This is a genomic window from Streptomyces sp. NPDC003300 (genome assembly GCF_040610915.1).
Classification (GTDB): Bacteria; Actinomycetota; Actinomycetes; order Streptomycetales; family Streptomycetaceae; genus Actinacidiphila.
Map to the genome: position 1 here is coordinate 17,190 of NZ_JBEXNE010000027.1, position 14,480 is coordinate 31,669.

Sequence of the window (14,480 nt, forward strand, 5' to 3'; positions counted from 1 at the left end):
GCGCCCGACGCGTCCGGCCCTAGCCGTTCGGCGGGCTCGTCCGGTGCATGATCACATAGCCCTCGGCGTTGACGATCTGCTGATATTCGGCGTTCGGGTGGAGCTGCTTGGCGTAGGTGAGCGGATCGGGCACCCAGCCGGAGGAGTTGTCGATCACGATGTAGTCCGGGCTGATGCCCTGCGTGTCGCCGACCCAGTACACCGTGGTCCGGTGGACGAGACGGCTGATCGGCCCGACGTTCGCCTCCACCGAGGAGCCGCTGGGCACCGTTTCGAGCAGCTTCTCCACGGCCTTGGTGTGCGCGTCGACCTTGTAGGTGTCGGAGTGGCTGAGCGAGGCCAGCGGCATCGTCAAGGTGAGCGCCAGCGCGGCGCCCGCCGCCGCCGCGGGCAGCCCCGAGGCGTAGGAGCGCAGCCAGGGCCGCGGGCTCCTGCGGGAGAGCGCCGCCGCGTCCACGAGGGCGAGGAAGACCACCGGCATCAGCACCGCGCTGTAGTGCCAGTCGGTGCCCCAGTAGTGGTCGTCGTGCGAGATGAACCGCCAGCCGATGGTCGGCAGCGCGGCCAGCAGCAGCGGCGAACGCAGCGCCAGCAGGCCGGTGGTCGGCAGCAGAATCCACAGCAGGGTGTGCACGGCGGTGCCGAACGGGATGTGCCCCGGCATCGGCGCCCCGTTGCCGTTCAGCTTGTTCCAGTAGTCGTATCCGCCCGCGCTGTTGAACGCCGGGATGATCACCGCGAAGGCGAGCGCGGAGGCCAGCACCCCGAGGCTGACCAGCCCCAGCGCGTACGGCCCGTACCGCATGCCGTCGCTGAGCCGCGACGGCTCCTCGGCCCGCGTCCCGCTCCCGTCGGCCTCCGGGGCCTCCGGGGCCTCGCCGCCGTCGGCGCGCGGCGCCGGGACGACGTCCTCGCCCCGCGCGGCCCCGGACCCGCCGACGGCCCCGGACCCGCCGACCGCTCCCGCCCCTGACGGCGCCCCGGACATGGCCTCGGACCCGGCGTCCGGCTCGGTCTCCTTGCGAGTGCGCAGCCACACGATCGCGCCGATCGCGGCGGCCGTGACGCCCATGTCCTCCTTGACGAAGATCAGCGGGAGCGCCCACCACATCGCCGGCGCCCACTTCCTGCGCAGCACCGCCTCCAGCGAGAACGCCAGCAGCGGCATCGCGAAGGCGATCTCGTGGAAGTCGAACTCGACCGCCCGCTGCACGCCCCACGACAGCCCGTACGCCACGCCGACGGCCAGTCCGCGCCCGCGGCCCAGCAGATGGGCGGCGCCCCGGGTCACGGGCACGATCGACAGCGCGAACAGCAGCGCCTGCGCGACCAGCAGCGTCACCGGGCTCGGGAACACCCGGTAGAAGGGGGCGATCAGGGCGGTGATCGGACTGAAGTGGTCACCGAGGATGTTGAAGCCGGGGCCCTTGAGGTCGGCGACCGGCGCGTGGAAGTGCGCGTAGGAGCCGACCGCCTGCTCGAAGATGCCCAGGTCCCACGACATCGTGAGCATCCGCCGGTAGCGGGTGACCGACAGCGCGAGGAACGCCGCGAAGAAGACGGTGGCCAGCAGATACGGGTCGACGCGCGGCCCGATGCCGCCGAGCCTGAAGCCGGTCGTCGGCGCGTCGTCGACCGTGGTGCCGCCGGGCGCGGCGGCTCTGGTGTCCTGCGCCGGTATGACGGCCTCGGCCCTGTCCATCGTCGGTCCTCCCGCGGAAGCTGGGTCGGGGTCTGCCGGAAAAGATACGGGACGCGGCTGTGCCGGGGGCACTCCTGAACCCGCCATCCCCACTCACCTCCGCCACTCGCGTCCCGGCACCACGGGCCCGCCGCTCCTGGCGGACCGGCGCGGCCCCGCGGTGTCCGTCCCGTATGCACCGTTATGCGGTGCTTCACCGCGAGAAAGATACCCCTCGGCCGCCGCTGTCCCGGCGGCCCGCGCCGCATATGCTGCCCGCCGTGAAAACGTGGACGAACGCGCATCGGCTCTGGATACTCCTCGCGGGCGCCGCGGCCGTGGCGGTGGCCGCCACCGTGACCGCCCTGGTCCTGACGTCCTCCGGCCCCGGCAAGGAGCGGGCCCTGCCGCCGGCCCGGGCGCGTACGTACACCGACCAGCAGGCGTGTCTGCTCACCGGGGAGCGCGGTCTGGCGGACCCGGCGGCGGCGCCGGTGTGGGCGGGGATGCGGGACGCCTCGGCCGGGACGCACGCGAAGGTCAGCTATCTGGCGATGGCGGGGGAGCAGAGCGCGGCGGCGGCCGGGCCCTATCTGGCGACCCTGGCCGACCGCAAGTGCACGGTCGTCCTGACGGTCGGCGCGGGCCCCGACGGCGCGGTCCCGGCGGCGGGACCGAAGTTCCCCGGCACGCGCTTCGTCGTCGTGGGGGAGAAGGCCGTGGGGAAGAAGGCGGGCGGTACGGGCGGTACGGCTGACGCGCCCGGTGCGAATGTCACCGCCGTGCCCGGGGGCTCCGCCGCGAGCACGCGCAAGGCGGTCGAGGCCGCCGTGACCGACGCGCTGCGTCACTGAGGCGTCGCTGAGACGTCGCTGAGGCGTCGTTGAGGGGGTCCGCCGGGAGGCCCGCGCGGGCTTGACCTCTCTTGCCCAAAAGCAGGGCGAAAGGCGGACCAAACCCCTCCATCGTAAAGATCGTTCCCGGAACGAACCGGGACAGGGGTCACAAGTCGCCGCGCTTGATGATGTACAGGCAAAGAGTGTCCCCGGATCGTCCCCACGATCTATCCGCGGGTGAGGAAAACGGTCACGATCGGCAAGTTTTCTGTGTCGATCCTGTCAGGAGCCTGTGCCGTGCGCGCATCCTTCGCCCGTCGTTCGTCCCGGAGAACAACCCTCCGTCGCCGGTGGCTGCGTGCCACCGCGATGCTGTCGCTGATCGCGCTGGCACTCGTGCTGACCACGGAGCAGGCGGCGGCGGACGGGGCGACCCTGCCCGCGCTGTCGATGCCCAGCCTCGCCTCGCTCACCGCGTGGCTGAAGCACCCCCACTGGGGGCGCGTGCCGCAGCAGGAGAGCGGCACCGCCGCCGGGCACAGCCACCGGGCGACCGCGGACTCCACCCGCGCGCACGTCGGCGCGGGGCACAGGCCCGGCAAGGCGCCCGGCGAACTCGACGCCTACCACCCGTTCCGCAAGGCGTCCACGTCCGGCCGCAGTGGTGTCGTCGGCGGCTACTCCGCCCGCACCAGCAAGCGGAACGCGGCGAAGTCGACCGACACCGTCACGGTGTTCGACAACGCGGACGGCACGCACACCCGCCGCGTGTCGCAGACGCCGGTCAACTACCGGGACGCGCACGGCGCCTGGCAGCCGATCGACACCAGCGTGCACCGCCGGGCCGACGGCCGCCTCCACGAGGCGGCCAACTCCCTCGGCGTCGACTTCGCGCCGCGCTCCTCCGCGCCGGACCTCGCCACCTTGCGCACCGACGCCGCGCACTCCGTCGCGTACGGCCTGTCCGGCGCGGCCGACGTCACCGCCGCCGTGTCGGGCGACCGGGTCACGTACCCGGACGCCCTGCCGCGCACCGACCTGGTCGTCGCCCCGTCCGCGACCGGCGTCAAGGAAGCCGTCGTCCTGCACGCGGCGAGCGCCGCCAACTCCTGGCTCTTCCCGCTCAGGCTCCAGGGCCTGACCCCCGTCCAGGTCAAGGACGGCTCGGTCGAACTGCGCGACGCCGCGGGCAAGGTGACCGCCCGGATACCGCGCGCCTACGCCTACGACTCCAAGGTCGACCGCCGCTCCGGCGAGCCGACGACGACCTACGCGGTCGACTACCGGCTGGTCGCCGACCACGGCGGCACCGCCCTGAAGGTCACCCTCGACCCGGCGTGGCTGCACGACCCCGCGCGGGTCTTCCCCGTCACCGTCGACCCCAGCATCGTCGACGGCTGGACCACCACCTACGCCGAGTCCGGCAACCCCGCGGGCGACCACTCCTTCGAGCAGACCGTCAAGATCGGCTCGTACGACTCCGGCACGCACTCCGCCAACACCTTCGTCAACCACTGGTACGGCGGCTGGGACGGCTCCAAGGTCACCGTGACCGCCGCGTCGCTGCACCTGTTCGAGACCTGGGCCTCCACCTGCACCGCCGAGCGCTTCGACGTCGCGCTGATCACCGCGCCGTGGACCCCGACCGGCGTCACCACCTACCCCGGCCCCTCGCACGGCGCGTCCATCGGCAACCTCACGCCCAGCGTCCCCATCGCCTGCGCCAACACCGCCGCCGACCCCACCAAGGGGAACGCGGTGGAGGTGCCGCTCACCACCGCCTCCATCCAGGGCTGGATGAACGGCACCACCCCCGACTACGGCCTCGCGGTCTACGCGGCCACCACCGACGCCCTGCACTGGAAGCAGTTCGGCTCCTTCGCCGACGCGGGCAAGGGCCCGTACATCGACGTCACGTACACCGGCACCACCCCGCCGCAGGTCTACCAGCAGTACCCCAACGACAACGAGGTGGAGTACACCACCACCCCCCAACTGACCGCCTGGTCCGGCGGCGCCAACTCGCAGGCGAACACCACCACCAAGTACGACTTCCAGATCTACGACAACACCAACACCAAGGTCGTCGACTCCGGACTGCTCACCACCGGCTCCTGGACGGTCCCGGCGGGCAAGCTCAAGTGGGGCCAGAGCTACTCCTGGACGGTGCAGTCGCAGGACGCGGGGCTGTACTCCGGCGCCACCTGGTACCAGATGGCGATCCAGGTCCCGCAGCCGCTGATCACCTCGGGGCTGTCCCAGAACAGCAGCGACCACGGCTACGACCCGTCGATCGGCAACTACACCACCTCCGACACCGACGCGACCGTCTCCACCGTCGGACCGAGCCTCGACGTCGACCGCGACTACAACTCCCGTGACCCGCGCTGGACCGGGGCGTTCGGCGCGGGCTGGTCGAGCATCTTCGACGCCCGCGCCACCGAGCAGTACAACCCGGCGGGCGCCGTCGTCTCCAACGTCGTCACCTACCCGGACGGCTCCCAGGTCGGCTTCGGCAAGAACGGCGACGGCAGCTACTCGCCGCCCGCGGGCCGCTTCGCCACCTTCAAGGCCGTCACCGGCGGCTACACGCTGACCGACAAGAACGCCACCGTCTACGCCTTCACCCAGTCGCTGGGCTCCGGCGCGTACGGCATCACCTCGGTCACCGACGCCAACGGCCGCGCCGTCACCTTCACCTGGACCAGCGGCCACGTCACCACCATGACCTCGGTGACCTCCGCCCGCGCCCTGCACCTGACCTGGCAGACACCCACCGGCGCGAGCGCCGCGCACGTCGCCACCGTCGTCACCGACCCGGTCACCGCGGCCGACCCGAACTCCGCGCAGACCTGGACGTACGGCTACACCAACGACCAGCTCACGAAGGTCTGTTCGCCGATCTCCAGCACGCAGTGCACCGCGTACAACTACACCGCGGGATCGCAGTACCAGAACGCCGCGCTCGACCTCGACCCGCGGGCGGTGTGGCCGATGTCCGAGGCGTCGGGCACCGTCGGCAAGGACGCGGTCCTCGCCAACCAGGGCACCAAGAACCTCGCGTACAGCGGCGTCACCTACGGCCAGGCGGGCCCGCTCACCGGGTCGGCCGCCACCGCCATCGGGTTCAACGGCACCAGCTCGTACGCCACGCTCCCGTTCGACATGGGCAACAACACCGACTCCGGCGCCCTGTCGCTGTGGTTCAAGACCTCCGCCGGGCCCGGCGTGCTCTACTCCTACGCCTCGCAGCCGGTCACCGCGGGCGACTCGCCCGGCGGCTACACCCCGGCCGCCTACGTCGGCACCGACGGCAAGCTGAAGGCCGAATTCTGGTACAGCGGCGGCATCGCGCCGATCAGCACCACCGCCTCGGTCGCCGACGGCAAGTGGCACCACATGGTGCTGTCCGCCGCAGGCAACAGCCAGACGCTCTTCCTGGACGGCGCCAAGGTCGGCTCGGTGTCCGGCTCGATCTCCATCCAGCCCGGCATCGCCTTCGGCAAGAACCAGCCGTACAACACCCTGGGCGCGGGCTTCCTCGGCGGGGCCTGGCCCGACCAGCCGCACTCCAGCACCACCGACAAGACCGGCTACGCCACGTACTTCAACGGCGCGATCGCCGACGCCGCCTGGTACGACCGCCCGCTGGTCGCCGCCGACGCGAGCGCGCTGCGCACCTACGGCACCCACGCCGCGAGCCTGCTGAGCACGGTCACCCGGCCGTCCGCCAAGACGTACCACGCCATGACGTACGACCCGGCGACCACGGCGCTGACCCAGCTCACCGACGAGAACGGCGGCGTCTGGAAGCTCGGCGCGCCGACCGTCACCGGCTCCAGCCAGACCTACCGCGGCGCGGTGCTCGGCGGCGCGCCCGCCACGTACTTCCGGCTGGGCGAACCCGCGGGCGCCACCACGGCGCTGGACGAGACGCGCGGCGGGACCGGTACGTACAACGCGGTGACGCTCGGCGCGACCGGGCCGTTCAGCGACCAGAAGGCCGCCACGTTCAACGGGACCAGCTCCTGGGTGAAGGTGCCCGACACCGTGACCGGGGACACCGCGGCCTCGGCCGAACTGTGGTTCAGCACCACCCACGGCGGCGCGATCCTGCTCAACACGCAGAGCGCCGCGATCGGTTCGACCGTCTCCTCCACGACACCGCAACTGTGGATCGGCAGCGACGGCAAGCTCTACGGCGGCTTCTACACCACGTCCGGCTCGGTGCAGATGGGCACCACGGGCACCGTCACCGACGGCAAGTGGCACCATGTGCTGCTCAGCGCCGGAGCCACCAGCCAGACCCTGTACCTCGACGGCGCGCAGGCCGCGACCAAGACGGCCACGGCCGCGCTGTCCAACAGCGCCAGGACCACCGCCTACATCGGCGCGGGCACCACCGGCTCCGGCTGGACCGGCCTGACCAACGGCACCGTCGCCTACTTCAACGGCACGCTCGCCGACGTCGCCACCTACCGCACCGCGCTGACCGCGCAGGACGCCGAGAGCCACTTCCAGGCGGGCAAGAACTCCACCGGCCTGCTGCCGGTGGAGACCGTCAAGGTCACCTCCCCGGCGAACAAGGTGACGACGTACACCTACGACGTCGTCAACAACGAACGCCAGCTCACCGAGACCGACGGCCTCGGCAACAGGACCAGCTTCGGCTACGACACCGGCGGCTACGAGCACACGGTCACCGACCCCAACGGCGCGATGACCGTCACCGGCCACGACGTCCGCGGCAACGTCGTCTCCTCGACCACCTGCCAGAATCAGGCGGCCAAGGTCTGCTCCACCGAGTACTACACGTACTTCCCCGACGACACGACGGAACAGCTCACCACCGCCGACCCGCGCAACGACGTGCTGCTCACCGAGCGGGACGGCCGCTCCTCCTCGGCGACCGACCCCACGTACCTGACCTCGTACACCTACGACGCGTTCGGCGACGAGACCGCGGTGACCGGACCGCCGGTCGCGGGCTTCCCCAACGGGCGCGCCTCGACCACCGTGTTCAGCGACGGCACCGCCACCTACCCCGCCGCCGACAGCGGGAACGTGCCCAAGGGCCTGCCGGTGCGGTCGGTCTCGCCCGGCGGAGCGGTCAACTCCGTGTCCTACTTCCACAACGGCGACGTGGCCTCCTCCACCGACGCGGTGGGCCTGGTCACCAGCTACACCTACGACGGCCTCGGGCAGGTGCTCACCAAGAAGGCCGTCTCCGACACCTACCCCGCAGGTCTGACCACGTCCTACACGTACGACAAGGCCGGGCAGATCACCGAGGAGGACGACCCGCAGCTCACCGACCGGGTCACCGGCGCCACCCACGCGGCGGCCACCACCACGGTCTTCGACGCCGACGGCGACATCACCTCGCAGACGGTCAAGGACCTCAGCGGCGGCGACGCGCCCCGGACCGAGACCCAGACCTACGACGCGTACGACCACGTCCTCACCCAGACCGACGCCAACGCCAACGCGGGCGGCGCCAACGGCGGGACGACGACGTACACGTACGACACGTCGGGCAACAAGACGCAGGAAGTGTCCAAGTCGGGCACGGTCACCAACTACACGTACGACGACAACGGGCACCTGCTGACCCAGACGCTCCAGTACACCGGCGACCCGGTCAGCCCGCAGGCCGCCACCACGCTGACGGAGTCCTCGCGGGCGTACGACCCGGCGGGCCGGCTGGCGTCGGTGACCGACTCGATGGGCGCCACGACGTCGTACACCTACACCGACAACGGCCTGGCGGTCACCGCGAGCAAGAAGAGCGCCGACGGCACGGCCTCGACGGTGCTCCAGACCACCACGTACGACGCGGCCGGGAACCAGTTGTCGCAGACCACCGACAACGGGCAGACGGTCGTCAACTTCACGGTGGACGCGGCCTCCAGGACCACGAGCACCACCGTGGACCCGACCGGCGTCGACCGGGTGACCAGCGTGTCCTTCACGCCGGACGACCAGGTCGCCACCCAGAACGAGCACGACTCCTCGGGCTTCGACCGCACCACCTCCTCCACCTACGACGCGGCGGGCAACACCCTGACCGAGACGCTGCACGGCGACGCCTCGGGACACCCCTCCGCCTGGTGGAAGCTCGACCAGACCACCGGCTCCACCGTCACCGACACCTCGGGCAGCGGCTACACCGGCGCCGCCTCGGGCGTCACCTGGGGCGGCGACGCGGCGACCTTCGCGGGCACCTCCGGCCAGCAGATCGCCACCAACGGCCCGGTGCTCAACACCGCCGGGTCCTACACGGTCTCCGCCTGGGTCAACATGGCGTCGCTGCCGACCCACAACGCGACGATCGTCGCCCAGGGCGGCACCACGGCCAGCGCCTTCTACCTCCAGTACAACTACGCGCACACCAGCGCGCCGCTGTGGAGCATGGAGCAGACCAGCGCCGACACGGCCGCGCCGACCTTCCCGTCCGCGTACTCCACCGCCGTGCCCAAGACCAACACCTGGACGCACGTGGTCGGCGTGTACAACGTCGCCAACGGCGCCAGCCAGATCTACGTCAACGGCGCGCTGTCCGGCAGCGGCACCAACACCGCGCCGTGGTCCGCGAACGGCCCGCTGACCATCGGCGCGGGCAAGTACAACGGGGCGCCGACCGACTTCCTGCCCGGCGCGGTCTCCAACGTGCAGGTCTACCCGCGCGCGCTGACCGGCACCGAGGTCAACACGCTGTACGGCAACGGCCGTACCGGCGGCACCGTCGGTTCCTCCACCGAGCAGACCACCCGCTACACGTACGACAAGCGCGGGCTGCCGAAGTCGATGACCGACGCGGACAACTTCACCACCGACTACTCCTACGACGAGGCGGGGAATCTGGCGGTCACCACCGCACCCGCCGTCCAGGTCGAGACCGGCGGCGGCCAGCCGGTCACCCAACGGCCGGTCACCACCAGCGGATTCGACACCTTCGGCGAGGCCGTCGAAGAGGTCGATCCGACCGGCAACCAGACCACCACGGTCTACGACGCCAACGGCAACAAGGTCTCCGAGACCCTGCCGCCGTACACCCCGGCGGGCGCGTCCGCCCCGCTGGCGGCCACGTCGACCTGGTCGTACGACTCCGACGGCAACCAGATCTCCTCCACCACGCCGGGCGGGAAGACCACCGGCTTCCTGTACGACCAGCTCGGCGACCTCGCGCAGGTCACCGAGCCGGACGGCACCAAGCTGCACACCACGTACGACACCAACGGCGACCAACTGTCGGTGACGGACGGCACCGGGGCCGTCACCCAGGCCACCTGGGACTACCTCGGCCGGCAGGTCACCGCGACCACGCTGGAGCGCTTCCCCTCCAACCGGGTGCTGACCACCACCAACTCGTACGCGGTGACCACCGGGAATCCGTACGGCGCGAATCTGGCGTCGACCACGACGCCCGCCGGGGTCACCACCACCTACGGGTACGACCGGGCCAGCGAGGTCACCTCGGTCACCGACGGCGCGGGCAACACCACGAAGTACACGTACGACTTCATGGGGAACCGGCAGAAGACGATCCAGCCGGACAACACCTGGACCGAGACCGACTTCGACGTCGCGGGCAACCCGACGCTGAGCACCCAGTACGACGCCGCCAACACGCAGCTCAGGCAGACCCACCAGGTCTACGACGGCGTCGGCAACCTCACCGCCTCCACGGACGCGAACGGCAACACCAGCCACTTCACGTACGACGCGGCGGGCACCGTCACCCAGGAGATCCAGCCGGTCACCGCGACCACCTCGATCACCACGTCCTTCGGGTACGACGCGGCGGGCAACAGGACCCGGTTCACCGACGGCCGCAACAACTCCTGGCTGTACGGATACACCCCGTGGGGCCAGCAGGAGACGGTGAAGCAGCCGGCCACCGCCCAGTACGGCTCGGCGGCCGACTCCACGACCACCAACGTCTACGACCTCGACGGGCAGTTGGTCTCCAGCACGCTGCCCGGCGGCGTCACCCACACGATGACGTACGACCAGCTCGGCAATCTGAAGACCGCCTCGGGACAGGGCGCCGACGCCGCCACCGCGACCCGCAGCTTCACCTACGACCACGACAACCAGGTGACCGCCGCCGACACCGCGGAGGCGGGCACCACCGGCGCCAAGGACCACCAGGCCGCCACCCACGAGACGTTCAGCTACGACGACCGCGGCGACCTGACGTCGGCGGGCGGCTCCGGCGGCTCGTCCAACTTCACCTACAACGACGACGGTTCACCGCTGACCCGCTCGGACGCGGCCGGCACCACCTCCTACGGATACGACACCGCGGGCCGGCTGTCCACGCTCAACGACGCGGCCTCCGGCACCGCGCTCACCTACGGCTACAACACGCTGAACCAGACCGCGTCGGTCAAGTACGGCGCGAGCGGCCAGACCCGCACCTTCACGTACAACACCGCGCACGACCTCACCGGCGACACCCTGACGCAGGGCGCCAGCACACTGTCGGCCATCACCTACGGCTACGACAGGAACGGCAACCTGACGTCGAAGAACACCGTCGGGGTCGCGGGCGCCTCCAACAATGTCTACACCTACGACCAGGCCGACCGCCTCAGCTCGTGGAACAACGGCACGGCCACCACGAACTACTCCTACGACGACTCCGGCAACCGCACCCGCGTCGGCGCCGACGTCTACACCTACGACGCCCGCGACCAGCTCACCTCGGACGGCGTCCACAGCTACGCGTACTCCGCGCGCGGCACCATGACCTCGGACACCTCCACCGCCAACGGCCAAGTCGCCTACTCCACCGACGCGTACAACAACCAGATCACCGCGGGCACGCACTCGTACACGCTCGACGCGTCGGGCCGGAACATCACCGACGCCAACTCGGCCGACCAGTCCTCGCGCGCCTTCCAGTACTCGGGCGCCGACAACACCATCGCCGCGGACGGCAACTACAGCTATACGTACGATCCCGGCGGCTCGCTGATCGGCATCAACGGCGGCACCGCGCCGGGCACCGGCCAACTGGCCCTGACCGACAGCCACGACGACGTCATCGGGAACTTCGCGCCGGGGGCGACCACCCTGGCCGGTTCCACGACGTACGACCCGATGGGCAAGGTCACCGCCAACAACGGGCTCATCGGCCACCTCGGCTTCCAGTCCGGCTGGACGGAGGCCGACACCGGCAAGGTCGGCACCGCGTCACGCTGGTACAACCCGGCGACCGGCACCTTCATGAACAAGGACTCCGCGTCCGTCAACCCGGTGCCGAACGAGGCGGCGGCCAACCCCTTCGCGTACGTCGGCGACAACCCGCTCGACGGCACCGACCCCTCGGGCAACTGGGGCCTGGGCAGCGTCTGGCACGCGGCGAGCCACGCCGTCAGCCACGCGGTGAGCAGCACCTACCACGCGGCCACCTCGTACGCCTCCAGCAGTTGGAGCTCCTTCAACTTCTACGCCTCGTACGCCTATTACCACTACACGCCGCCGATCGTGCACAAGGTCGTGCACGCCGCCAAGCGCGTGGTGAAGAGGGTCGTCCACCACGTGCGGGACGTCTACCGCGCCACCGTCCGCTACACCCGCCGCGTCTACCACTACGCGGCGCGCAAGGTGAAACGCGTCGTCCACGCCGCCGTGCACGCCGTCCACTCGGCCTACCACGCGGTCAAGAAGGTCGCGAAACGCGTGGTCCACGCGGTGAAGAAGACCGCCAAGGCGGTGGCGAAGGCATCCAGAACCGCGTATCACGCCACCGTCAAGGCCGTGAAGACCGCGGCCACCTACGCCAAGCACCATGCGGCGGCCATCACGTCCTTCGTGGTCTCCACCGCCGTCTTCATGGGCTGCGAGGCGGTCACGGCGGGCGTCGGCTCCATCGGCTGCGCGGCGGTCGCGGGCGCGGCCGGGTCACTGGTCGAGCAGGGCTTCAAGTGCGCCGAGGCGGGCGGCGCGGCGTGCAGCGCGGGCGCCTTCGCGACCTCCGCCGTGACGGGCGCCGTCGCGGGCGCGATCGGCGGGGCGCTCGGGTCGCTGGGCGGCAAGGTGCTCAGCAAGTTCGCCCCCAAGGCGATGGAGGCCGTCGGCGGGCTGTTCGGCAAGGGCGCCACCGAGGCCGAGGAGGCGGCGGCGGGCGACGCCACCCAGACCGCGGCGCGCCAGGGCGAGTCGGGCGCCGCCAAGTCGGCCACCGACAGCGGGACCTGCCACAGCTTCACGGCCGGCTCCCGTGTCCTCATGGCGGGCGGCGGCACCAAGGCCATCGACCGGATCAAGGTGGGCGACTCCGTCGTCAACTCGGTGCCGGGTGCCTCCGGCACGCAGAGCCACAAGGTCACCGCGGTGATCGTGACGACGACGGACCACGATTTCGTGGACGTCGGGGTGAAGCCGGTCGCGGCCAACGCCGTGACGTCCGCCGCGAAGAAGGTGGTCCGGCGCGCGGCCCTCGGCCTCGCGGCCTCCGCGGCGGTCCTGGGCGCCCTGGGCGCGACCCACCACGCGGCCGACTCCCACCCGGCCACGGCCCCGGTGGCGGCGGTCTCCCCGGCCGCCCCGACGCCGGCGAACGGCCACCTCACCACCACCTTCCACCACCCCTTCTACGACGAGACCCAGTCCGCCTTCGTCGAGGCCAAGGACCTCCACCAGGGCGACCTCCTCCAAACCCCCACCGGCACCGCCCAGATCACCACCGTCCGCCTCTTCCACGCCCACACCACCACATACGACCTGACGATCGGCGACCTCCACACCTACTACGTGGAGGCCGGCGCCACGCCGGTCCTGGTCCACAACTGCAATGAAAAGCTCGCTGACCTCCCGGTCCATGAGAGGCCGACGCGTTTTTATGCGAAGGCGAGTGAGATGTTGGACCGCATCCAGGGGAACCCTGCGACTCGCGAGCAGATGTATGGCAGCGCCGATGCAGGGCATGGCGGTGTGACTTCGCTGAGTAATGCCGACCTGATCCGATTCGGCGGGCCGAATGGGCGTGAACCCATTACCGGGTTCAGGGATTTCGCTCCTGGGGATGATATAAATCTTCCCGGATCCCGGCTGCATATCGCTGACGGGAATAACAGAACCGAGGAAATAAGGAACCGCGTTCTGGATGGGCGGATGCACCCGGATACACTCATTGAAATGATGATTGGAGGGAACTAGTGGAGGCGTGGGCTGTCCGACTGGAGTCCTCCGTACGCTTCACGGCGTACGTGCTGCGTGGGGATGGTGAGCTTCCCGAGAGGACCTGGGTATGCCTGCGGTCCCCTGAGTCACTGCCGCCGGTGTCCTGGCTCGGTTGTTGGAGCACTCAGGAGAGGGTCGATGCTGGCCAGGTGGGACAAGTGCTGGACGCCATCCAGCAATCGATTGAGGAGCCCGTGGCTGTTGGTCCTTATGGGCCAATAGTCAGAGCTTCGATCTACTTCGATTCTTGGGATTCTTGGGGAGGTGGGTCTCCGCGTCCGATTGTTGGGTTCCGGCCGTGGGAATCCAATCCGAGAGGGATCGAAGAAATAGGAATTAAATCTCTCGACTTCTCGCACGGAGGCGTGCGGGTCGAGGTTTGAGATGCCTTGCTGGGACGATTCCCTGTAGGGATTTCTGAGGAATTACACTGCTGCCCCCACCGGAGAATCCGGTGGGGGCAGCAGTGGTCTGGGAGGGGGTTTGACGGCAGCGCTGACGGCAACGTCAGCGGACGATCAGGCTCCAGCACTTCATAGAACAGCGCGAGGGGCCGTACCTGGGCTGAACCGTATGATGGCAGTAGTTGAAGGCAACAACCACGGTTTTCCCGCAAACCACGGACGTCAGCGGAACGCAAAACGCACGCTGACCAGAGACGCTTGGCTCTTATACCTATTCGCGGGGCGCTTCGCTACTTTGGTGATCGAGTCCCTTCCATCAATGGCAACCTTATCGAGGATAATCGGGCCACTTTCATGCGCTCACGG

General features: G+C 70.0%; 3 protein-coding genes. 2 read left to right on the forward strand and 1 reads right to left on the reverse strand.

Annotated features, from left to right (window positions below; genetic code table 11):
- Positions 1 to 19: 19 nt before the first annotated feature.
- On the reverse strand, positions 20 to 1,702 hold the full coding sequence (locus ABZX65_RS30000) for a DUF2079 domain-containing protein (RefSeq protein WP_355346869.1): 1,683 nt from the start codon (positions 1,700 to 1,702) through the stop codon (positions 20 to 22).
- Positions 1,703 to 1,962: 260 nt separating this feature from the next.
- Between ABZX65_RS30000 and ABZX65_RS30005 the strand changes: the two genes are divergently transcribed.
- Positions 1,963 to 2,535, forward strand: coding sequence for a hypothetical protein (locus ABZX65_RS30005; protein ID WP_355346872.1), 573 nt, complete (start codon positions 1,963 to 1,965; stop codon positions 2,533 to 2,535).
- A 279-nt stretch (positions 2,536 to 2,814) separates the two neighbouring features.
- A complete protein-coding gene (locus ABZX65_RS30010; protein ID WP_355346875.1) occupies positions 2,815 to 13,686 on the forward strand; it encodes a LamG-like jellyroll fold domain-containing protein in 10,872 nt (3,623 codons plus the stop codon).
- The last annotated feature ends 794 nt before the right edge of the window (positions 13,687 to 14,480 follow it).